Origin of the sequence: Maribacter sp. 2-571 (assembly GCF_050589625.1) — a bacterium.
Classification (GTDB): domain Bacteria; phylum Bacteroidota; class Bacteroidia; order Flavobacteriales; family Flavobacteriaceae; genus Pelagihabitans.
In genome coordinates this window covers 20,723-43,105 of sequence record NZ_JBNGOP010000037.1, presented here as the reverse complement: position 1 = coordinate 43,105, position 22,383 = coordinate 20,723, and the positions used below count along the sequence as shown (strand labels likewise).

Here is a 22,383-nt window from a genome sequence, read left to right as displayed (position 1 = left end):
TTCGCCGATGCCGACAACAACATCAAGGCCATTAAGACAAGGAGCGGACATGTGATCGAACTCAACGATACCGATGGTGGGGAGATGATTACGATTAAGGACAAAAATGACAACCTTTTTTCCATTGATACCAAAAGCAATAACATCACCATCTTCTCCAATAACGATATTAACGTTAATGCAGAAAATAACATTACCGTTACGGCCAAGGAATCAATGGCGCTTACCGCAAAAAATGTTAGCATCAGCGCCGATGAGAACATCACCGTTTCCGCTGGAAAAGATTTAACTACAAGTGTTTCTGAAAATCAAAACACCCTGACGAAAAACAAAAACGTTATTGTAGAGGAAAACTATACCGTTGACGCCAAGGTTCAAGAAACTATAGCGGACGATATTACGCTGGACAGTAAATCGGAAAATTTAACCTTAAGTTCCGGTAAAACAGTCGATGTACAAAGTAAGGAAAAAGTTAAACTGTTTTAAAGCACCAGTAGTCAAGCATGACTAAGAATCCCTTAAAAACCGACTTGTTGTCGGCCGTAGACCTTAGGTTAAACCCCATGAAATTTAATGGGGTGTATGGCTGTATGATTGAATTTCAGTCGGATAACGAGGCCCATTTGGTACGTTACAAACAACGATTTGAATGCATCGGAAAAGACCGTAAAGACAATCTTAATTTCCGGATCACACGATTTGAAGATATTTACATAAACGATAAAAAGCCAAGTGTTTTTTTACACGAATTGGGCCATGCGGTCAGTTCCGTGTTATATCCCTTGGATATCGAGTGCAATCGTATGGGAGATTTCAGAACCGTTACGAATTTTAAGGAAATTCAAAAGCGATGGACCGATAAAAAAGCTTCCCTTTTAGCCCAATATAAGGATGAAAGTGTTGTAAACTATATCAACAAGGCCAGTAAAACGTTAGAGAATGAACATCGATTTCTTGCCAAGATGAAAAGTGATTATTTTTTGGCTTTGTACTTTAAACCGATTTTTCTGTACTACACGGCATCCTTTAATTTTGAAACAAACCTTTCTTTTCCGGTTTTAGGTTCGGCCAAACCGGTAAATTTCACCGTAAACCAACGTATTGACGAGAAGGCACTTGAACGAAACGCCTATAAGATCCATGTCTCTGGTACCGTAAACGACGAACGCAGTCTGGCAGATCTTGAGCAAAAATTGGATTATCCCAATTACCCCTCCGAAAGCGAAGAAGATAAAGGTTCATGTACGATCACTTACTATCTCAACAACGCTGCACAGTTCATAGCTGGAATAGATGGCGTATTTGATTTGAAGTTTGGTACTTCAAAAAAAGTTAAAGTAAAAATGTTTCTTTTAGAATAAGACCATGAGCAGTAAACACATAGTAGTTCAAGATGCATTATGCGAATGTCAATTTGGGGATTTCCCTGATAAGCTAAAAGTATTGTCCCAACAAAAAATATATGCCAATGACAATAAAGCAAGTAAAAAGTTAGTGGCGACCACTATGGAAATCGGTGGTGCCACCTTTGAAAAAAACACCTTTGGCCAATGCAAAATGCAACCTACCGGGTCTAGTTTTAAGCCCTGCCAAATCGTAGTAACAAAATGGGAAGGTTTCTATAAAAATGTAGAACTGACCAACGGAGGGCAAATACTCTTAGAAGACAGCAAAGCCATATGTCCAATTGGTGGGAGCCCATGCATCAGTATTCTGTTCCATGGTCAAACCAGCGAACAAACGGTCAATAGTTCCTCAGAGGATGAAGCGGTGGCCCAACAGGTCAATCCCCTGGTAGACCTTGAAGATTTGCAGGCTCCGGAGCTGGACGATGAAATAATACTCTCCTAAAACCTACCACATGTCAAATGCCATTGAAAAAATAGGGGTAGTAAATCCCAATGATTCGAACATCCGATATAACAAGGGGAAAAAATTTCCTTCCTACATTAAGGTCAATGCGGATGTAGAAATTGAGTTAAAGGCATTTAAATCTGAAAAAACCGGTGGCAACAGACGGCCCAAATGGATTGCAAAACCCCAAGAAAAGGGTCCGTTTACCAGCAAAGATCAGAGTGCACATACCGGGGACATTATGGGTGCGAAAGTTGAAGCAAAATTTTGTGGCCCACAAATCTATCATGTTGAAGCATATACCGGCGAACCTAGCAATAAATATCCCAATCGCATCTTAATTCAGGGGTATGCCCCCGAAAAAATAGTATTGGCCGAATGGCGCACATCGAAAGATGGTGCATCTATTGGTAGTAAGCGTAACAAGTTTGGTGACGACGTGTGGCTACATCTTAAAACGGAAGGTTTAAACGGTGCACGTTTGCGTATTAACGTTTATAACGATCAATGGGGAAGCGATGGGTTTGTTGACGGGTATACCGCCAAATGTTATGGGGGAGAAGTAAACTTGAACATCAAAAACACCTATAAATGGAGGTCCAAAACGGGCTTAATGGTTACCAATGGAGAGCAGTTTTATGTAAAGATTAAAGTAGTCGGTAAAAACTATGCGATCAATGACGGTAACGGAAAAAAAGAAATTGCAAAGTATGTTGTTTTCGACAGTGGAATCACAAAAAGAACAACGGAGAAATCTACTAGTGACCTTCCGGTAAAAATAGATCAAAACGAGATTAATCTGGAACGCTATGAGCCCTGTAGGTTTAAAAAAATCAGTATTACCGACGAAGGAAAGGAAATTGAACTTTTTGAGGAAGGGAAATTAAAAATTGACGAGAACAAAAAAAAGCAGTTTGCCGTTTCGGAAAAAATATTCTTTGATTTTGATAAATCCAATATTAAAGCTGGGGCAAGAGAAGTTTTAGATGGTATCGCAAATTTTTTATTAGATAGTCCTTTTGTTCCGGTTACCTTGGGCGCACACTGTGATAGCCGTGGGGATCATAAATACAATGACCCTTTGTCTTACCGAAGGGCTCAGGCAAGTGTTGATTACTTGGTATCCAAAGGAGTTTCAAGTACAAGAATAACCGCGAAGGGTTATGGTAAACGGAGACCATATGTAAAGGGAGAAAACCTTTCCGAAGCGGAACATCAGTTAAACAGAAGAGTTACCATCCGGTTCAACGTTTTTGGAGGAGATGCAAAAAGTATAGTTTTTAGTGCAATTTCTCCGGATATTACGCTTCGAAAAGAATTTCTCCTAAAAGTATCGGAATATGAAGTAAAGGATTGTCTAAGAAGGGAGTTGAAACAAAAGCACGACAACGAGGTGCACGTAATCGAGTTGACTAAAGAAGGGAAAAGTCAGATTTACTCTTATCCCATGAACAATGTCAATCATAAAATATTTTCTGAAACCACCAAGTTTGAATTAGCGCCTTTTGATTTTATTTTCCCTCACAAAGCTGACTTAAACAAGTTTCTGTATTATATTAATAGTTGCAGATATTACAGCGACGAAAACAAACCAACAGTTGTAGTAGAGGTTTATCCGGACATTAAGTGGACTTTGAAGTTTTTTCTTAATCTTTCTAATAAACTAAGTGTAAAATGGCAAAATTTTTCTCCAGATGAACATAAAAAAATGCAGAGTGAGGCTGGAAAAATCGGAGCTGAAAAAAGATGGAAACAAAAAGATGCATCTTTTGGTTTTAGTTTAGATTCGGAATGGAATAAATTATCGGAAAAAGTATTTAAAGATAAAGCTTCATTAGAAGCAAAATACGAGAGTAAATTCAAAAAACTCTATGATATTTTCGGAGGATTAGGAGATATATCAAAAGCCATTACCTCAAAAACCAAAGGTAATGTAAGAAATATTGGATTTAAGAACGTCCCTGTCTCTTTCGTGGTTAATCCACCTAATATGAGTTTAAATGGTGTTTGGTTCTTAAAGAGGGCAACTATAAACAAAAAACTTACTTCGAAAATTGGTACACAAATAGAAATCGACTTTACCGCTAAACCCTTAATCGGGCTTGAAATGACAGTTGATTTATTAGGTGCAGCGGTTGGGTTAGCTGCTGGGGCAATTAGCGGAGGAGCTGCTGCACCTGGAGCTATGAGAATTTATAACACTATAAAGGATCGAATAAACAAAGGAATTGATTTAGGAGATGAAAACCTTGGAGTAAAAGCCAATATGGATGTTTACGTCGATTTGGTGCTATCCAGCGTAATTAGTACCAACATTGGTTTTTCGTTAAATACTGAGGGTGACAGCAATACTAAAATTAAGCTTGAGCTTAAAAATAAGTTGAGCGTTGAATTGAAAGCTGGTGTCTTGATAAAAGGGGAAATAGCACTAATTGTTGTATCGGTCAAAGGCTATTTTAAAGCTCATGCTAGTGGGAAAGCATCCATTACATTTGCACATGGGATTCATTATGAAGAGAACTGTCTATATTATCAACCCCAATTAGGTTTTGATGGCCTAGATGCAGAATATATAGTTGTTGCGAGCGCTGGTTTATCCTTGAAAAAAGGAGTGATTGATAATGTAGAAGTTGATCAAAGTAAATCTATTACGATAGCTGAAGGTGATTTTCCACAAATAATACCGCCTTTTGATGTAATTAAAAGTATAGAAGAATTAACGGGAGTTAGCTCCAAAATACCACTAATAAAGAAGTAATCCATTATGCAGCGAAAAATAAAGTTTTTAATTGTAATTGCTCTCATCTCCCTAAACATCAAATGCCAAAATAAAAAAGATAAAGCGGATAAAGAAATGAGCACAAATGACTCCGTTATAGATATCCTGAGCATTGATTTTGAGAGTGATTTGGATAAAGTAATTTCGCTAACAAATTTTAACCTTGGTGAAAGTGAATACTCTGAGTATCTGCAAGCCTATTCGTCGGTTAGCATGGAGAAATTTAAGTTGGGAGCTATTCAATTTAATTCAAATTTTAAGGTTAATGGAATTGACATTCCCAATGACAGCTATATATCTTTTAGTTTTTCAAAAAAAGAAATAAATCAAATAAAAGCTGTTCATATCCGATACAATTTCATTGAAGATGATATTTTAAATCTATTTCAAAAAGAATTTGGTAAGCCGGATTTGCTTGGTCAAGCTGGTTCGATAAACGATTTTAAAGGAAGTAAGAACTATATATGGAAGGATGTAAATGCCAATCACTCTATAATCGTTTCTCAAAATTCTGACGGTAGTGCTTTGTCAACCGGAAATGGGGTATCCCAAAAAGTTAATTCTGTATTGATTTACATTGTAGGAAATGCTTCAATAAACTATCCTAACGGTCAAACCGAAACTGTATTACAAAGACTTATAGACAGGTTTTCATATTGAATATAGAAGCTTACAAGATAAAAAGGGGGAATAAAGTCAACCTAACAATTTCAAAAAAATATGGTTAAACAGCCTTATTACACGATAAATTTTAGTGTTACATCTTGCATGTTCGAGATACGGGTCAACGACACCCCAGTAATATGTATGAATATTCCTGGACAACTAAGCTCAAGAATTCCCATTAATTTTGCAATTTCACAAAGTGGAAATCAAGAAATCAGCATTACTATTTTACCAATATTTGGGAAAAACGAAATTGAAAAAAATGTAAAATTGACGTTTAACATCGAGTGTTTTGATGCTTGGGCCAATATGGAATATAATAGTAATTTGTATCAATATGAATCTCCTGAAATTAAAATAAGTAAACCAATCCCTATTTTAAAAAAGATAGAATCCTTGGCAATGGACGTCCCTTACATACTGGATAAAAAATGGAAAGAAGGCGAAACTTTGACGGATGTTAAAAAAATACGTCAGAAATTGACCAGAACCTATTTGGAATTGGGAAATATCATTCAAAATCAACAATTTGATTCTTTTAAAGAGATGCTAAAGAATAGAGAAAAAACCATGGCTACCTCTATGTATTTATCTACTCAAGAATCAGAAAACAGAATTAAAAGACTCATTTTAGACTTTCAAAACGGTTTTAATGTCTTTAGTGTTGCTAAAGAAGCAGCTGTAGTATATTCTGCCTATGGAAAAAAAGCCGCATTAAAAAAACTCAACGGTGAACCTGCACTAACCTTCTCAAATATCGAAACAAAAGAAGAACTAATGCTCGATTTAGAATTTTATCTTCCAAAAAACTCAGAAGAGTTTCACATTATTTGACCGGAAATACGACACCTTGGACTTCCACGTAAACAACACCGATACGGCCATTACGGTATTCTTGACGTTTTTCTCCATTGCGTTCGGGCTGTTCTACTATCTGGCGTTCACCTCGCTCTTTAAGTTAAAATTAAGCCCGATATGGCCATTATTTGTTGTTCCTCCGCTCATCGTGGTAATTGTAGCCTCATGGGACGCTGGCTACGTTCCCTTGGCAGGATTGATCCATTTCCCCATATTGGCATTGCTGATGATCTTTGGCGGACTCTATAAATGGCTAAAGGGCGAAAAAAAGCCTTTTAGCGCTTTCTTGGAAGGTTTGGGCATACTGATACTAGGTATCGGAATCATCGCTACCATGCCGTATAGCATCATCGCGCTATTTGCATATACCATTCTGATGCTGATTGTTAAGCCGAGTAAAAAAAGTACCTTCTACGAGTTACAAACCATTTTACCCACCTCAAAAATACGGTCAATGGCCATGGGATTGGTCGAGGTCAGCGGTAAAACGAAAATGTTGGTCCCCGTTACCTCTAAAATCAAAAAAACACCCTGTATTGGATACGTATATAAAATAGATGCCATTTCGAAAGATAAAAATGGTAGAAAAAGCTATTCCAATATTTCTACCGAAACGGTATGTAACGATTTTACCCTAACGGATAGTAGTGGAACAGTGACCATAAAAGGCTCCGAGCTGTCTCTTTTGAACCTGAAGGAATCCCCCCATTCCTATGCTTCCAACAACAAACGTTATCGCCTTTTTTTGTTGTTGGAAAACATGGAGGTCATGCTCATCGGAAAAGCGACGCACGAAAAGCAGAATGTTGTAATCCAAAGAGATCAAAACAAAAATATATTCGCACTGTCACCAAAGAGCAGTGTAGCCAACTGGAACACTAATCGACCTTTGCGACAGGCTTTTAAAAGATACGCCCTTATCCTAGTAGCGCTGATTTCGCTTGTACTGTTGTGTGACTTTACCGAAAACAATGGAACGCTCAGCATCACTTTTGCGTCGGTTCAAGAAAAGCTGGACTTAAATAAAAACCTTAACTTTCAATTTTTCTCCAATGACTGATCTATGGAAAATATAGTTGCAATTATAGTATTGGTGTTGATCGTAATACTCCTGATCAGCACGGGCATCAAAATATACAACCGCTTGGTAATGCTCCATTCCAATACCGAAAAGGCTTATGCCAATATTGATGTACTTCTAAAACAAAGGGCAGACGAACTACCGGAGCTTTTGAAAATCGTAAAAGGATATATGAAGTATGAAGACGGTTTGTTGACCAAATTGGTGGAATTACGTACCGCGTTTTTGAATGCCACAAAAGAGGAAGACAAAGTAAAAACCTACAATGCACTTTCTTCCGGTTTGGCCAAAATGATGGCGGTGGCCGAAAATTATCCCGATTTAAAGGCGACCGATTCCTTTATGGCCCTAAGAACCAGGGTTTCCGAACTAGAAGACCATATTTCGGATAGAAGGGAACTTTTTAACGAAAGTATTACCAACTATAATATTGGTATAAAGGAGTTTCCCGCGGTATTGTTATCCAAGCCGTTAGGCTATCGGGAGAAAACGTTGCTTCAAATTTCGGCCGCCGAAAAACAGTACGATGGAATTGAATTTTGATTATACGACCCTTGCTGAAACCTTGCAGGAGCATCTTCCAATATTAAAACGTATTGCCTATTTTGGAATTTTGGCCCTGATGGTCCCGATTATTCCCTTTGGTCGTTCGGCAAAAACATCAACACAGCGCAAAGCACCTTACCTTGCATATCTCTTCATCCTATCCACTTGGATCATGGGAGCGGTAGCGATGGCCATAATGACCGCCTTGGACCAACCGACAATCAAGCTCTTTCTGGTGTGGATCATAATTTTTTTATCAAACCTGTTTTTTATTCTTCTCAACGGTAGGCGCATTTATAAGTTCTTTCAGCGCCTGAACCATCAACTACAAGAAGATAAGGGGTAAAATATACAATGCCCGCATTGTCTGCGCGCTTAAAAATTGTTCTTATACCATTTCAAAGTTAAAATGGTATTATTCCGGTGTTGCTAAAAAATCGTACTAAAATGCAAAGGTCTCCAGTAATTTTTAGCTGTTTTTGAACAGGTACACAATTTTGGGACATGGTATGGAAATTCTATCAAAACCTCCGCCCTGTTTCAAGCTATGGTCAAACTCCAAAATCACAGAACACCTTTTTTCAAGGCCGGAATTTAGAAAGCCCCGTATCATTCCTTTATTAAAATGGACCGTACATCGTGCTTTAATGGTACCGAATTTAAAACCGTACCATCAAAGGTAAGGTAGACCACTCCCCCAATGATATCGGGAATACTGAGCGAATAGCCCACGAGGACCAAGCTTCTTTTGAAATCGATTTGAATATCGGAGAAGGTAACGGTACTTCCCAGCGTACCTTCCAAAGACGTTTTCAGTTGAAAAAGGTCTACCGATGGTTTGATTACCTGGTCGGTAGCAAAATCGTAAATTTCCGGGGCAACAGCTATTACACTTGGCGCCGGGAAAGCACTATAGTAAAGCATTTGCTCCTCGGCAAAAACAGTAGCTAAAAAACCGACGGCAGTTGTATGCATAAGGGCCGTATTTTTTCCCTCCTGTAGCAGTTTATAACCGTCAATATCATAAATTTCATAACGACCATCCGTGTAAAAAAGATACAGCAACCTATTGTTTACTGTGGCAAAATTAAAATCTTCCGATAAGGACAATATTCCGGGTGTTCTTTCTCGTTCCATATCGACCAGCGTAAGGGTCCTTTCGTTCCCATTGATACGATACACCCCATAAATCGACTCAAATTGAAAGGCGGCCGACGGACTTGAAAGCCCTAGATCGAACTGAATACATCGTTCCGTTGTTTTTTCAAAAACATTTAAAAAAAACCGTTCTTCATCGTCGTCCAATGCGTCGAACAAAAGACCAAGGTAATTTTCCGAGCCCGAAGCGGTAAAAATCGCAATAGCACTTTGTTCCGCACAAAAATCCTGCAAAGTGTATACTTCACCGGAATCCACGTTTCGTTGCCAAACTTGGGTTCGCCCTTCGTTACGTACGAGCCCGGTAACCAATCCGTTCCTACCGTAGACAACAAATTGTGGCCCTATAATACCGATTTCCGCAGTAAGATCGGTCAGTACGGTTTCCGTTAAGGTCGCAGAAACATCGGATTGATATACCGTTCCTTCAGTTTCCCCCAAAACTGCGATCGCCGGCAACCCCAGGGGTATTTCGTTCCCTACTTCCGGCAATTCCGCTAAATCGGTAGTACAGCTGGAACAGACCAAAAGAAAAAGCAGTAATTTTTGAAAATTCAGCATACCAATTTTAACAATAAAGATAGCGGTTTCCCTTCAAACCCAAGGATTACTTTGAATGTTGAACATCGTAATTTTACGACCCAATAATTTATTAAAAGCACTAGTTTCCTTAGTTTTGTAGCCTTAGAAATAACCATGTTATGAGCGCAAAGAAGACATTATTCGACAAAGTATGGGATGCCCACGTCATCAAAAGCATCGAAAACGGTCCGGATGTACTGTTTATCGACAGGCATATGGTTCATGAAGTAACCAGTCCGGTCGCCTTTTTAGGCATTAAAAATCGTGGTATTCCTGTAATGTATCCTGAAAAAACGTTTGCTACGGCCGACCATAACACCCCTACCATTAACCAACATTTGCCCGTGGCCGATCCGCTATCGGCGAACCAGTTGAAAATGCTAGAAGAGAACGCGACCGAGTTCGGGATTTCCTATTGGGGATTGGGACATGAAAAAAATGGAATTGTACATGTGGTAGGACCGGAATATGGAATTACCTTGCCGGGGGCTACCATCGTATGTGGCGACTCCCATACCTCCACCCATGGAGCGTTCGGGGCCATAGCCTTTGGTATCGGAACCTCAGAGGTGGAGATGGTATTGGCCAGTCAGTGTATCATGCAGGCCAAACCCAAAAGCATGCGCATCAACGTGGAAGGTTCCCTGAATTTTGGGGTTACTCCAAAAGATGTTGCCCTTTATATCATTTCAAAATTGACGACTTCGGGCGCTACGGGATATTTTGTGGAATATGCCGGAAACGTTTTCCGTGAAATGAGTATGGAAGGCCGTATGACGGTTTGTAACCTGAGCATCGAAATGGGTGCCCGCGGCGGAATGATCGCCCCGGACGAAAAAACATTCGAGTATGTAAAAGACCGTGAATTTACACCAAAAGGGGCCGCGTGGGATACCGCAATGGACTATTGGAAAACCTTACCTACGGCAGCGGACGCGGTTTTCGATAAAGAGTTGACTTTTAACGCCGCCGATATCGAACCGATGATTACCTATGGGACCAATCCCGGAATGGGAATCGGTATTTCCAACGGTATACCGACCGCAGAAACGGTAGAAGGAGGTGTCGCCACTTATAAGAAGTCCTTAGAATATATGGACTTTAAAGAAGGGGACAGCATGATGGGCAAAAAAATCGATTTTGTATTCTTGGGGAGCTGTACCAACGGTAGAATCGAAGATTTTAGGGCCTTTGCCGCAATCGTCAAGGGCCGTAAAAAAGCACCTAACGTAACGGCCTGGTTGGTGCCAGGATCGCATAAAGTGGAAGCGGCCATAAAGGAAGAAGGCATTTTGGATATTTTACAGGAAGCCGGGTTCGAACTAAGGGAACCGGGATGTTCGGCCTGTCTGGCAATGAACGAGGACAAAATTCCCGCTGGCAAGTATGCGGTGAGTACCTCCAATAGAAATTTTGAGGGAAGACAAGGTCCGGGTGCGCGCACCCTGCTGGCCAGCCCACTGGTCGCGGCCGCCGCGGCAGTGACCGGTCAGGTGACCGACCCAAGGACTTTAATGGAATTGGAAACTGCCTAAGCACTATAAACAGACTAAAAAACGCATTACAATGGCATACGATAAGTTTACGACACTTACTTCATCCATAGTTCCCTTACCCATAGAGAATGTGGATACGGATCAGATTATTCCGGCCCGATTTTTAAAGGCAACCGAGCGCAAGGGGTTTGGAGACAACCTCTTTAGGGATTGGCGGTACAACAGTGATAATACCATCAAGGAAGATTTTCCGTTGAACGATAAAAAATATAGTGGTAAAATTTTGGTAGGCGGTAAAAATTTTGGTTCAGGGTCTTCCCGTGAGCATGCCGCTTGGGCCATTTACGATTATGGTTTTCGGTGTGTGGTGTCCAGTTTTTTCGCTGATATTTTCCGTAATAATTGTTTAAACATAGGGGTATTGCCCGTGCAGGTAAGCGCTTCCTTTTTAAAGGAAATTTTTGAAGCTGTAGCTGCAAATGCGGATACCCAGCTAACGGTAGACCTTCCACAACAGACCATAACCATAGTTCCTAGCGGAAAACAAGAGAAATTCGACATCAACGCCTATAAAAAAGCCAACATGACCAATGGTTATGACGATATCGACTACTTGTTGAACATTAAGGAGGATATCCGTGAGTTCGCCTTGAACAGACCTTTATAAAAACCGATTTTACCCATAAAACGATGACCAAACGGTAATTGGAACGTTCCAAACACCAGGTCATACTAAAATTCAATTACCGCCCTTCTAGGACAACGCATTACTCCCATGAAAAGACAGCTGGAAATAATGGATACTACCCTCAGGGACGGGGAACAGACTTCAGGGGTATCCTTTTCCGTTTCCGAGAAACTCACCTTGGCAAAATTATTGCTCGAAGAGTTAAAGGTAGATCGTATCGAAGTGGCTTCGGCAAGGGTTTCCGAAGGGGAACTTGAGGCCGTTACGCAGATTACGGATTGGGCCTCCCAACACGGGTACTTGAACAATGTAGAAATTTTGACCTTTACCGATGGCGGTATTTCATTGGATTGGATGGAAAAAGCAGGGGCCAAAGCACAGAACCTGCTTACCAAAGGCTCCCTGAACCATTTGAAACACCAACTTAAAAAGACGGCGAAAGAGCACTTTTCCGATATCGCGGAGGTTTTCGAAACTGCCGAGAGCAAGGGCATCATCAACAATATTTATTTGGAAGATTGGAGCAATGGCATGCGGAATTCAAAAAACTATGTGTTCGAGTTTCTTGATTTTCTTAGTTCGCAGCCCGTAAAACGGGTGCTGCTTCCCGATACTTTAGGAATTCTTACCCATTGGGAAACCTATTCATTTCTAGAAGAAATTTTACAGCGCTATCCCAAATTGCATATCGACTTTCATGGACACAACGATTACGATCTTGGCGTGGCCAATATTATGGAGGCGATCAAGGCCGGATGCCATGGATTACACTTGACCGTGAACGGTATGGGAGAACGCGCCGGTAATGCACCAATGGCCAGTGCCATTGCGGCCATAAAAGATTTTTTACCGCAGATAAACCTAGGCGTCAACGAAAAGGCATTGTACAAAGTCAGTAAACTGGTATCGGCCTTCACCGGTGTGGGCATTCCTGCGAACAAACCCATCGTTGGGGAAAACGTTTTTACCCAAACCGCTGGCATTCATGCCGATGGAGACAACAAAAATAACCTTTACTTTAGCGATTTAATGCCGGAGCGTTTTGGCAGAAAACGAAAATATGCCCTAGGGAAAATGTCCGGAAAGGCCAATATTCAGAAGAATTTACAAGAGCTCGGGCTGACCCTAAATGACGATGAATTAAAAAAGGTGACCCAACGCATCATCGAATTGGGCGATAAAAAAGAACGGGTTACCAAGGACGACCTTCCCTACATCATATCGGATGTATTGGATACCGATTTTCAACAACGGGTATTCATCAAGTCGTATGTATTGACCCATTCCAAAGGCTTGCGCCCCTCCACTACCCTTTCGGTAGAGATCGACGGAACCGTATATGAGGAAAATGCTTCCGGAGATGGTCAGTACGATGCCTTTATGCAGGCCTTACGTAAAATCTATTCGACAAAAAAACTGGTATTGCCCAAGTTGATCGACTACGCCGTGCGCATACCACCCGGGAGTCACTCCGACGCCTTATGCGAAACCATCATTACCTGGGAAAAGGAAGGAAAGGAGTTTACCTCTCGCGGACTCGACTCCGACCAAACGGTATCAGCGATCAAAGCAACGGAAAAAATGCTGAATATCATTTAGGCAAATACAACCACCTATGCTGGCATCGCCATTGGGCATCGGCACTAAAACACCATTAAAAAATTAGGCACTAATTATTTAAAGAACAAAAAAACAACTCATACTAAAGAATAAACCAACCTATGGATTTGAATATTGCCCTGTTGGCCGGAGACGGCATCGGACCTGAAGTTATTGACCAAGCGGTAAAAGTTTGCGACGCCGTAGCCAAAAAATATGACCATAACATTAAATGGACCCCCGCCCTTACAGGTGCCGCAGCTATTGAAGCCGTAGGCGAGCCCTACCCGGACGAAACGCACGAAGTCTGTGCGAATGCGGATGCCGTACTTTTTGGAGCGATCGGACACCCCCGTTTCGATAATGACCCTTCTGCAAAGGTACGTCCCGAACAAGGTTTGCTTAAAATGCGTCAAAAACTTGGCCTGTTCGCCAATGTACGCCCTACCTTTACCTTTCCTTCTTTGGTGGATAAATCCCCGCTTAAAAGGGACCGCATCGAAGGGACAGACCTGATTATACTTCGGGAACTTACGGGAGGGGTATATTTTGGGGAAAGAGGCCGAAAAGATGATGGCAATACCGCTTTCGATACGATGACCTATCAGCGTTTTGAAATACAACGCTTGGCAAAAAAGGGTTTTGAGATGGCCATGAAACGATCTAAAAAGTTATGCTGTGTGGACAAGGCCAATGTTCTGGAAGCTTCGCGGCTCTGGCGGGAAACCGTTCAGGCCATGGAGAAGGACTATCCGGAAGTAACGGTCACCTATGAGTTCGTAGATGCCGTTGCCATGCGTTTGATCCAATGGCCGAAAGGGTATGATGTTATCATCACCGCCAACCTGTTCGGGGACATTCTTACGGACGAGGCTTCCGTAATTTCCGGATCCATGGGCCTAATGCCCTCTTCCTCCGTGGGAAGTACCGTTTCCTTGTACGAACCCATACATGGTTCCTATCCGCAGGCCACCGGCAAGGACATTGCAAATCCCTTGGCTACCATTTTATCGGCGGCAATGATGTTCGAGGACATGAACCTTACCCAAGAAGCGGAAAATATCAGAAGCGTTGTAAATAAGGCCCTAGCGGAAGGCATCGTAACCGAAGATCTAGCAGAAGGCGGAAAGGCGTATAAAACCAGTGAAGTTGGCGACTGGCTCGCCAAAAACATATAATTACGATGACAAGACAAAAACCTGGTAGGCACCATCCTATCAGGTTTTTTATCGAACTCATTTAGACTTTTTGGATTGAAGCGAAAATTATCCATTTTAAGGCCTGTTGAAGACTTTTTTGAGTTTCATAGCAGGGCTACGGGAGGAAAAAAAGACAAAAACAGGGCTGTAAAGGGCAATTTTTCAGCCAATTAAAAAAGTCTAAATGAGTTTATTATACAATAGGTCCGTTTCCCATAAAACGATACGATTTTTACGATTTTACTGTTATAATAGTCCAAGTACACTAAAATGCGTAAGACTATGCTTTATTGGATTTTGGGTTTGATAGTGGTCGGAGGTGTACTGTTGTTCGCATTGGCACAAAACAAAACTGCCGCGCAACCTTCCCTCCCCGAAGTACCCGAACCCTTTCGTGCCTATAAAAATTTACAAAACGGGCAAGCTGACGAAGGTGACCGATTTTATCAGATCATCGGTCCTGAAAATTCAGACTATATCACACCCAAGTACTACCACCCGGCAGATTCCTCTTTGATCATGATGTCCAATAACTATTCCGGAATCCATAAGAATGGGAAACCTTGGATGGACACGTATGTTAAAATAGATCACAAAGGAAACGTTATCGATTCCTTATCAAGACCCTATACCGAGTATCGCGAACGTTTTGGTCACCTACTCGCACCCGAACATTACAGCAGTTGGTGCATGGATGGGGATGTTTCGGAAAAGCCTTATAACGATCTTTCCCTGGATGCTGCGAAAACCGATCGCGAAATGCTGGGCAATTTTACGGACCATTATGTGAAAGCCGAAATTGTAACCTATCGAAAGGATTTTGATAGGGATTCCAAAACATGGATCCATCGGGCATTTTTGTTCAAGGATGGTGAGTGGTCGTTAATTTCCCAAGGCGACCGTCTCGACTTTGAAAAGCTGTTCCAACAGTTTCCGCCAAAACCGTCCCATGAAAAAACGGAACTTTTGCAACTGGGTGCCAAGACCGTTCGCTGGTCGGAAAATACCGAGACCCTAAAACTGATGCACTTTCAAAAACAACGACATCATAAAGAACGTTCGAACGGTGTTTTCAACCCAAACAATGCAACAATTTCCGCACATTGGACCGGGGAAACCTTCTTCAACCTTACCATTGGCCAAGATACCATCCCATTTTCGTTACAAATACGGCAGGAAGAAAATGCCCCAAAACGACTTCTGCTTGCCAACCGAGGGTATTTAACACTCTTTCAACACCCGAAATTGGATTTCGCATTGATCGGGCTCAAGGAAGGGACCTGGTATTGCGTCCGACCGAGGTAGCGCATAGTAATCGACCAATGAAAGGACGCTCTAAAACGGCTTAAAAGGAGTATCTTACCATAGCTTAAAAACGATACAAAACCTTCAGAACTTGGCCCCATGATAAACTCCTTTTCAACATATCTTGATCAGTATGGATCCCTTTCGGAAGAGGCCCAGCTGTCCGTTGCGCGTATTTCGCATCCCACTCATTTGCCCGGTAACCATGAAATATTGAAACAGGGCAATACGTTAAAAAGTATTTACCTGATATTGAGCGGGTCGGCCAGAATGTATTACTACCATGACGGAAGGGAGATTACGAACCAATTCTTTTTTGAAGGGGAGGTAATCGCCGATATGGAGAGCATTTATTCCGGAAAAAGAAGCAACTATACGATTCAACTTCTAGAAGACTGCAGCCTTATCGAAATGCGGTATTCAGATTTGGAGAAATTGTTTCAACAGTTTCACGATCTGGAAGCGATCGGCAGAAAATTGGCCATTGCCTGCTATCTTGAAGAAAATCAACGCAACAGATCGTATCAAAAAAACACTGCAAAAGGTAGGTATTTCGATTTGCTTAAAACCTACCCCGACATATTGAACAGAGTCAATCTAGGCCATATATCGTCATATATTGGGGTTACACAAGTACAACTGAGTAGGATACGATCTAAAATTGCCGCTTTTTAACAAATGTAAAAAGAAACGGACTTCTAGTTTTGCACCTTTACATGGTACTATTTAAAATAATATCATGTCTAAAAAATTAGTGAATCCCGAAGAATTGTTCGACGGGTCCGTATTTGGAATGTCGCAGGCGGTCATCGATACGAATGCAAAACTTTTGTTCATTTCCGGACAAGTAGCCTGGAACCATAGCTTTGAAGTAACCTCCCCTACCATAGAGGGCCAATGTAAAAAAGCACTTGAAAATTTAAGTGCCGTTTTGAAGGCATCGGATGCAAGCATTGCCGACCTCTTGCGGGTAAGGGTTTATGTAAGGGGGGAATTTGGAGCGTATTTAAATGTGCTGTCCCCCATCCTAATGGAATACCTGGGGTCTTCAAAACCGGCGCTTACCGGTATCGGTGTTGCTTCCCTTGCCTCTCCCGATACTTTGATCGAAATAGAAGGGGTGGCACGCCTGGGCTAGTATTGATGTTGGTCTTAAAGTTGCGTTAGGGGTAGTGTGAACAACCCTACCCATAGGTAAATGCGTTTTATGACTTTATTTTAAAAAAATACGCAAAGAAACTGTGGTAACAAAAACCCATATTACTCCAAAATTTCAAAGTGTTTTTGGATAAGGCGTTGCATATCGGGAACGACGGTACGTGCCAATTTGGAATTTCCGTTTAAAAGCACGCAAATACCAAAATCTCCATCTGGATAGAGGGCAATTTCGTTTCGGTAGTTGTTTACACTACCGCCATGATGCCACATCGTCGTTTTTATTTTGGTATCGGTGTCCTGAAATTGGTGAATACGCCATCCAAAACCGTAATACGATTGTTGGTGGCCTTCCCAACGTTGGTAATATTTATTGTTGTCGTTCAGTGCGATTACGGGCTGAAACGCTTTCGCAATATCCTCCTTTGGCATCACCTCGGGGTGGTGGCCCAGCAAAAAACGCATCCACTTTGCCATATCTAGGGCACTGGCATCGATTCCACCGGCGACTACGGCATTGTAGTAACGGTCTTTCAACGGTCGGCTCTTCCATCCCTTTTGGGATTTTGTGTGCGGAAGGGCCACATTAGTGGACTTCATCAGAACGTTATGGTCCATTGATACCGTTTTCATATCCAAAGGTCCGAAAAACCGATTGTTCAAAAGCTCCCGAACTTCCTTTCCGGTAGCCTTATGCATGATTTCTTGACTTAATGCGAACATCGCATTCTGGTAACTGTATAGTTCACCGGGTTCGCTGATCGGTCGAACTTCGGAAAAGCGGGCCGCTATGCTTTCGATCGGCAAACCGGCCTCTACCAAATTGGTAAAGCTATGATAGGGCGTACCCGCGGTATGCGATAAAATATGCCCAACCGTTATTTTTGAGGTATTTGTGGGATTTCCGAGTTGAAATTGGGGAAGGTAATCCGTTACTTTATCCTTCCAATCCAAATTGCCCTTGGCCTGCAGTTGTGCCGCCAGCACCCCGGCGAATCCTTTTGATAGGGAACCAAGACGAAATAGGGTCTCTCCGTCTACTTTTTGGCTTCTACCGACCGAACGCTTTCCAAAACCCGTTGCCACAATTATGGAATCCCCTTTTACGATACTTACCCCGGCACCCACAATATCGCCCGAGGCAATGGCTCGCTCAAAATAATCGGCTATTGCATTGTGTAATTGCTTTTGGCGTTTTTGAAATTTCCGGCTCGTTTCGCGTTCCTTTAAAACCTGGGCTTCGGTCAGCTCCGGCCTATCAACGGCCTGCTCCGTGCGTATGACCTGATAGGCCGTAATCGCCAAACAGGAACAAATGACCAATAAAAGACTTCCTAAGATTTTTAAACGTCGCACAATAGTTCCGTTGTAGGTTGATTTGGGCAGTTGACTTTGCGTTATACCAGTACAACGTTCGAATAGATAAAATGTTACACCAAAACATATACGAATATGTTATGGTATTATACTACTTTACCTTTAATATGGTATTCGTACTATAAAATATAGTCCGTGCTAACAAAGTTCGAAAGCTTGGCCTCGAGCAACTGCTGTATGGTTTCGTTATTCAGATCGTTGTCCTTGAACGCTACAAATGTTCTTATGGAGAAAGAGCGTAAGGCATCGTGCACGCTGAGGGTGGCTTGGGCCGAATCCTTCCTTCCCGTAAAGGGATACACGTCCGGTCCACGTTGACAAGAACTATTCAGGTTAACCCGACATACCAAATTCACCAGGGTATCGATCAATGGGCTAAGCGTATACACATCTTTTCCAAAAAGGCTCACCTGCTGCCCATAATTACTTTCGGCCATGTCGTCCAAAGGCTCGTCGATTTCTTTAAAAGGTACCACCGGAATCACCGGTCCGAACTGTTCCTCTTGATACACCCGCATATCCTTGGTTACCGGATACAATACCGCCGGCCAAATGTAATTGTCGAAACGTTGCCCTCCCTTTTTGTTCATGATTTTGGCACCTTTTTCTAAGGCGTCATCAATCAATTCTTGAATGTAATCCGGTTTTCCGGGCTCTGGCAAAGGGGTCAGTTTTACGCCTTCTTCCCATGGGTTTCCGAACTTCAGCGCATCTATCGCCTTACTAAAATCCTGTAAAAAGGTTTCGGTGACCGACTGTTGCACGTATACCACTTTAAGTGCGGTACACCGCTGACCGTTAAAAGAAGTTGTTCCCGCAACAACCTCATCGACCGTGAGTTTCATATCGGCATCGGGCAATACGATGGCCGGGTTTTTAGCTTCCAAACCAAGTACCAACCGCAATCGATTGCTTTTGGGGTGTTGGTTCTGTAGGGCATTTGCCGATTTGCTGTTTCCGATCAAGGCCAAAACATCGACCTTGCCGGTTTTCATGATGGGAGCCGCTACGGCCCTGCCTCTACCGAAAAGTACATTGATGACCCCTTTTGGGAAACTATTTTGAAAGGCTTCCAATAATGGGGTAATCAATAAAACTCCATGTTTTGCCGGTTTGAAAATCGCCGTATTCCCCATGATGATCGCTGGAATGAGCAACGCAAAAGTTTCGTTCAAGGGATAGTTGTACGGTCCCAAACAGAGTACTGTTCCCAAAGGACCCCTTTTCACATGGGCATACACCCCGTCATGTTTTTGAAATTTAGCCGAATTGCGGTCCAATTGTTTGTACTCTTCAATGGTATCATTGATATACAGTACCGTTCGATCAAATTCTTTTTGGGAATCGGGCAAGGACTTCCCTATTTCCCACATGAGCAACTTCACAATTTCGGAACGTTTGGTTTTCATTTGTTCCACAAACTTCTCCATACATTCGATACGGTCTTTCACATGCATGGTGGGCCATATGCCCTTTCCTTTATCATAGGCTTCCAATGCGGCATCCAAGGCTTCTAACGCCTCCTTTTCCCCCATATCGGGTACACTTCCCAGCAAGGTAGGCCGGTACTCCGCAGTAGCGGATATCGTAGAATAGACCGATGCGGTAGCCCCGTTCCATTTTTTAAGTTCCCCATTGGCCAAATACGTATCGTGTTCAATGGTATTTACTATTTCAAAATCGTTCGGTATGCTAACATTCGTTTTGTTCATAGGTCTCGTATTAATGCTGAAGTAATTTAAACTTTTTCTTTTACCTTCAAATTTCGCATTTTGCACCCTGACTTTGCCATTTTTTTATACCATAACCGCGGCTATGCTATAAAAAAATGACTTCGTCAGGTCCCAAAAGCCTTCATTTTCGGTTCCAAACAAAAAGTTTAAATCACTTCACTGTTCGGAAAAAACTAAACTAAAAAAATCCCTGATTTCTCAAGGATTTGGTCGTTAAACTATCGGTTTCATTGCAGTCATGGATGCCCGAAGTCGCGCACCGACAATTTCTACCGGGTGTTCCCTTAAAATTTTATTCACTGTAATCAACTTCGCATTATCAACCTGCCCTCCCGCATTTTCCGCGTAATGGGTGCCAATAACGTCGGTATCGATTTTTTTCATGAAATCGGCCAGTAAAGGTTTGCATGCATGGTCGAACAAATAGCATCCATACTCTGCCGTATCCGAAATGACACGGTTCATTTCAAAGAGTTTTTTTCTGGCGATGGTGTTGGCAATAAGCGGTGTTTCGTGCAATGATTCATAATAGGCCGATTCCGCAATAATGCCCGATTCGGTCATCGACTCGAAAGCCAACTCTACTCCTGCCCGTACCATGGCCACCATCAGTACGCCGTGGTCATAAAATTCCTGTTCTGAAATGGATGCGCTGCCCGCCGGTGTTTTTTCAAAAGCGGTTTCGCCGGTAGCCGCACGCCATGTCAGTAGATTTTTATCGTCGTTCGCCCAATCTTCCATCATTGTTTTGGAAAAATGTCCGGTCATGATGTCGTCCATATGTTTTTGGAACAACGGACGCATAATATCCTTCAATGCTTCGGACAGTTCGAAAGCCTTTATCTTGGCCGGGTTGGATAAACGGTCCATCATATTGGTGATACCACCGTATTTCATTCCTTCGGTAATGGTCTCCCAACCGTATTGGATCAACTTGGAGGCATATCCGGCATCGATACCTTTTTCCAACATCTTATCAAAACACAGTATGGATCCCGTTTGTAGCAATCCGCACAAAATGGTCTGTTCTCCCATAAGGTCGGACTTTACTTCGGCTACAAAAGACGATTCCAACACACCGGCCCGATGTCCGCCCGTTGCTACCGCATATGCCTTGGCCTGTTCCAAACCTTTCCCTTGAGGGTCGTTTGCAGGGTGTACGGCAATTAGTGTAGGTACGCCAAATCCTCTTTTATATTCTTCCCTAACCTCGGAACCTGGGCACTTGGGAGCACACATGATGACCGTCAGATCCTCACGTACCTGCATTCCCTCCTCTACAATATTGAACCCATGGGAGTAGGACAAGGTTGCACCCTCTTTCATTAAGGGCATAATGGCATTGACCACATTGGTATGCTGCTTGTCCGGAGTGAGGTTGATGACCACATCGGCATTCGGCACCAATTCTTCATAGGTTCCAACGGTAAAACCGTTTTCGGTAGCGTTCAAATAGGACTGTCGTTTTTCTTGGATCGCCGCAGCTCTTAAGGTATAGGAAATATCCAGTCCGGAATCGCGCATGTTCAATCCTTGGTTGAGCCCTTGTGCACCGCAACCGACAATAACGATCTTTTTTCCCTTTAACGCCGATACACCATCGGAGAATTCGCTCGATTCCATGAATCGGCATTTACCCAATTGGGTCAATTGATCTCGTAAGGACAGTGTATTAAAATAATTTGCCATGAATAATTTGAATTTTGTCTCCATCGCTTTTCGCGTGGATATATTAGGGTTAATGAATGCTTTAAATGTTTTAGTCGTTATTCCTGCTCCGTAAACTCGTTCAAGAGTGCCGTAATCTGCATTACGTCCTTGGTCACCGAAATACGTCCCGATCGCACAAATTGCATAATACCAAAGGGCTTTAACGCCTCATACATTTCGTTGATCTCGTTTCTACGACCACTTTTCGCAATTACAAAAAAGTCACTCGCCACGGTAACGATCTGGGAGTTGTTCTCTTTAATAATGTTCTGTATCTGTCTTTCATCGAACAACAGGGCGGACTCAATTTTAAATAAGGCCGATTCCTGATAAATGGTTTCGTCATCGGTATGGTAAAAGGCCTTGATTACCTCAATCTGTTTTTCGATCTGGCCTACAATATTGTGTACCCATTTTTCAGTGGTATGCACCACGATAGTAAACTTTGAAACACCATCGATTTCCGATTTGGAAACATTAAGGCTTTCAATATTAATGTGACGCTTTAAAAAAATACCAGAGATCCTATTGAGCAATCCAACATTGTTCTCTGAATAGACCGATATGGTGAACCATTGCTTTTCCATACTTCTTTTA

20 protein-coding genes and 1 pseudogene are annotated in these 22,383 nt (G+C 42.2%); 16 read left to right on the top strand and 5 right to left on the bottom strand.

The window, feature by feature from the left end; genetic code table 11:
* The 9 genes and pseudogenes from ACRD7P_RS19490 to ACRD7P_RS19450 all read left to right on the top strand — a co-directional run.
* A pseudogene (locus tag ACRD7P_RS19490) lies at positions 1 to 486 on the top strand (type VI secretion system Vgr family protein); the annotation flags it as partial.
* 17 nt (positions 487 to 503) lie between these two features.
* The gene (locus ACRD7P_RS19485) at positions 504 to 1,361 is read left to right on the top strand and encodes a hypothetical protein (RefSeq protein WP_430909423.1); all 858 of its coding nucleotides are present in this window, start codon (positions 504 to 506) and stop codon (positions 1,359 to 1,361) included.
* Between the two features lie 4 nt (positions 1,362 to 1,365).
* Positions 1,366 to 1,851, top strand: a complete 486-nt coding sequence (locus ACRD7P_RS19480) for a DUF4280 domain-containing protein (protein ID WP_430909422.1) — start codon at positions 1,366 to 1,368, stop codon at positions 1,849 to 1,851.
* A gap of 10 nt (positions 1,852 to 1,861) precedes the next feature.
* Complete coding sequence (locus tag ACRD7P_RS19475; RefSeq protein WP_430909421.1) at positions 1,862 to 4,612, top strand: OmpA family protein; 2,751 nt, start codon at positions 1,862 to 1,864, stop codon at positions 4,610 to 4,612.
* 6 nt (positions 4,613 to 4,618) lie between these two features.
* The gene (locus ACRD7P_RS19470; RefSeq protein WP_430909420.1) at positions 4,619 to 5,293 is read left to right on the top strand and encodes a hypothetical protein; all 675 of its coding nucleotides are present in this window, start codon (positions 4,619 to 4,621) and stop codon (positions 5,291 to 5,293) included.
* Positions 5,294 to 5,440: 147 nt separating this feature from the next.
* Positions 5,441 to 6,133 (top strand): hypothetical protein, encoded by a 693-nt coding sequence (locus ACRD7P_RS19465; protein WP_430909419.1) that lies wholly within the window; start codon positions 5,441 to 5,443, stop codon positions 6,131 to 6,133.
* 16 nt (positions 6,134 to 6,149) lie between these two features.
* Entirely contained in the window at positions 6,150 to 7,217 is a 1,068-nt protein-coding gene (locus ACRD7P_RS19460) for a hypothetical protein (RefSeq protein WP_430909417.1), read from the top strand.
* Between the two features lie 3 nt (positions 7,218 to 7,220).
* A complete protein-coding gene (locus ACRD7P_RS19455; protein WP_430909416.1) occupies positions 7,221 to 7,781 on the top strand; it encodes a LemA family protein in 561 nt (186 codons plus the stop codon).
* Positions 7,765 to 8,130, top strand: a complete 366-nt coding sequence (locus ACRD7P_RS19450; RefSeq protein WP_430909415.1) for a hypothetical protein — start codon at positions 7,765 to 7,767, stop codon at positions 8,128 to 8,130. Before ACRD7P_RS19455 ends, ACRD7P_RS19450 begins: the two co-directional genes overlap by 17 nt.
* A 263-nt stretch (positions 8,131 to 8,393) precedes the next feature.
* Here the strand turns inward: ACRD7P_RS19450 and ACRD7P_RS19445 are convergent, their stop codons facing one another.
* A complete protein-coding gene (locus ACRD7P_RS19445; RefSeq protein ID WP_430909414.1) occupies positions 8,394 to 9,503 on the bottom strand; it encodes a hypothetical protein in 1,110 nt (369 codons plus the stop codon).
* Positions 9,504 to 9,643: 140 nt separating this feature from the next.
* Here ACRD7P_RS19445 and leuC point away from each other — a divergent pair, with 140 nt between their 5' ends.
* The 7 genes from leuC (at position 9,644) to ACRD7P_RS19410 (ending at position 16,949) form a co-directional block, all read left to right on the top strand.
* A complete protein-coding gene (gene leuC / locus ACRD7P_RS19440) occupies positions 9,644 to 11,059 on the top strand; it encodes a 3-isopropylmalate dehydratase large subunit (RefSeq protein ID WP_430909413.1) in 1,416 nt (471 codons plus the stop codon).
* 31 nt (positions 11,060 to 11,090) lie between these two features.
* Positions 11,091 to 11,687, top strand: coding sequence for a 3-isopropylmalate dehydratase small subunit (leuD, locus tag ACRD7P_RS19435; protein ID WP_430909412.1), 597 nt, complete (start codon positions 11,091 to 11,093; stop codon positions 11,685 to 11,687).
* Positions 11,688 to 11,795: 108 nt separating this feature from the next.
* A complete protein-coding gene (locus ACRD7P_RS19430; RefSeq protein WP_430909411.1) occupies positions 11,796 to 13,307 on the top strand; it encodes an alpha-isopropylmalate synthase regulatory domain-containing protein in 1,512 nt (503 codons plus the stop codon).
* A 122-nt stretch (positions 13,308 to 13,429) separates the two neighbouring features.
* On the top strand, positions 13,430 to 14,485 hold the full coding sequence (gene leuB / locus ACRD7P_RS19425; protein ID WP_430909410.1) for a 3-isopropylmalate dehydrogenase: 1,056 nt from the start codon (positions 13,430 to 13,432) through the stop codon (positions 14,483 to 14,485).
* Between the two features lie 303 nt (positions 14,486 to 14,788).
* Entirely contained in the window at positions 14,789 to 15,811 is a 1,023-nt protein-coding gene (locus ACRD7P_RS19420; protein ID WP_430909409.1) for a hypothetical protein, read from the top strand.
* 99 nt (positions 15,812 to 15,910) lie between these two features.
* The gene (locus ACRD7P_RS19415; protein WP_430909408.1) at positions 15,911 to 16,486 is read left to right on the top strand and encodes a Crp/Fnr family transcriptional regulator; all 576 of its coding nucleotides are present in this window, start codon (positions 15,911 to 15,913) and stop codon (positions 16,484 to 16,486) included.
* 64 nt (positions 16,487 to 16,550) lie between these two features.
* Complete coding sequence (locus tag ACRD7P_RS19410) at positions 16,551 to 16,949, top strand: RidA family protein (RefSeq protein ID WP_430909407.1); 399 nt, start codon at positions 16,551 to 16,553, stop codon at positions 16,947 to 16,949.
* A 122-nt stretch (positions 16,950 to 17,071) separates the two neighbouring features.
* Here ACRD7P_RS19410 and ACRD7P_RS19405 read toward each other — a convergent pair whose 3' ends face one another.
* From ACRD7P_RS19405 to ilvN, 4 genes are all read right to left on the bottom strand, one after another.
* Entirely contained in the window at positions 17,072 to 18,322 is a 1,251-nt protein-coding gene (locus tag ACRD7P_RS19405) for a serine hydrolase domain-containing protein (RefSeq protein WP_430909406.1), read from the bottom strand.
* A 140-nt stretch (positions 18,323 to 18,462) separates the two neighbouring features.
* Entirely contained in the window at positions 18,463 to 20,055 is a 1,593-nt protein-coding gene (locus ACRD7P_RS19400) for an NADP-dependent glyceraldehyde-3-phosphate dehydrogenase (RefSeq protein WP_430909405.1), read from the bottom strand.
* A 234-nt stretch (positions 20,056 to 20,289) separates the two neighbouring features.
* Positions 20,290 to 21,765, bottom strand: a complete 1,476-nt coding sequence (gene ilvC, locus ACRD7P_RS19395; protein WP_430909404.1) for a ketol-acid reductoisomerase — start codon at positions 21,763 to 21,765, stop codon at positions 20,290 to 20,292.
* Between the two features lie 77 nt (positions 21,766 to 21,842).
* On the bottom strand, positions 21,843 to 22,373 hold the full coding sequence (gene ilvN, locus ACRD7P_RS19390; protein WP_430909402.1) for an acetolactate synthase small subunit: 531 nt from the start codon (positions 22,371 to 22,373) through the stop codon (positions 21,843 to 21,845).
* Positions 22,374 to 22,383 lie beyond the last annotated feature (10 nt).

Bases quoted from the DNA above. Each gene is read 5' to 3' on its own strand.
- ACRD7P_RS19420 (WP_430909409.1), top strand. From the start codon at position 14,789: ATGCTTTATTGGATTTTGGGTTTGATAGTGGTCGGAGGTGTACTGTTG.
- ACRD7P_RS19475 (WP_430909421.1), top strand. From the start codon at position 1,862: ATGTCAAATGCCATTGAAAAAATAGGGGTAGTAAATCCCAATGATTCG.
- ilvN (WP_430909402.1), bottom strand. From the start codon at position 22,373: ATGGAAAAGCAATGGTTCACCATATCGGTCTATTCAGAGAACAATGTT.
- ACRD7P_RS19430 (WP_430909411.1), top strand. From the start codon at position 11,796: ATGAAAAGACAGCTGGAAATAATGGATACTACCCTCAGGGACGGGGAA.
- ACRD7P_RS19415 (WP_430909408.1), top strand. From the start codon at position 15,911: ATGATAAACTCCTTTTCAACATATCTTGATCAGTATGGATCCCTTTCG.
- leuB (WP_430909410.1), top strand. From the start codon at position 13,430: ATGGATTTGAATATTGCCCTGTTGGCCGGAGACGGCATCGGACCTGAA.
- ACRD7P_RS19470 (WP_430909420.1), top strand. From the start codon at position 4,619: ATGCAGCGAAAAATAAAGTTTTTAATTGTAATTGCTCTCATCTCCCTA.
- leuD (WP_430909412.1), top strand. From the start codon at position 11,091: ATGGCATACGATAAGTTTACGACACTTACTTCATCCATAGTTCCCTTA.
- ACRD7P_RS19450 (WP_430909415.1), top strand. From the start codon at position 7,765: ATGGAATTGAATTTTGATTATACGACCCTTGCTGAAACCTTGCAGGAG.
- ACRD7P_RS19480 (WP_430909422.1), top strand. From the start codon at position 1,366: ATGAGCAGTAAACACATAGTAGTTCAAGATGCATTATGCGAATGTCAA.
- ilvC (WP_430909404.1), bottom strand. From the start codon at position 21,765: ATGGCAAATTATTTTAATACACTGTCCTTACGAGATCAATTGACCCAA.
- ACRD7P_RS19400 (WP_430909405.1), bottom strand. From the start codon at position 20,055: ATGAACAAAACGAATGTTAGCATACCGAACGATTTTGAAATAGTAAAT.
- ACRD7P_RS19455 (WP_430909416.1), top strand. From the start codon at position 7,221: ATGGAAAATATAGTTGCAATTATAGTATTGGTGTTGATCGTAATACTC.
- ACRD7P_RS19445 (WP_430909414.1), bottom strand. From the start codon at position 9,503: ATGCTGAATTTTCAAAAATTACTGCTTTTTCTTTTGGTCTGTTCCAGC.
- ACRD7P_RS19465 (WP_430909419.1), top strand. From the start codon at position 5,441: ATGAATATTCCTGGACAACTAAGCTCAAGAATTCCCATTAATTTTGCA.
- ACRD7P_RS19485 (WP_430909423.1), top strand. From the start codon at position 504: ATGACTAAGAATCCCTTAAAAACCGACTTGTTGTCGGCCGTAGACCTT.
- leuC (WP_430909413.1), top strand. From the start codon at position 9,644: ATGAGCGCAAAGAAGACATTATTCGACAAAGTATGGGATGCCCACGTC.
- ACRD7P_RS19410 (WP_430909407.1), top strand. From the start codon at position 16,551: ATGTCTAAAAAATTAGTGAATCCCGAAGAATTGTTCGACGGGTCCGTA.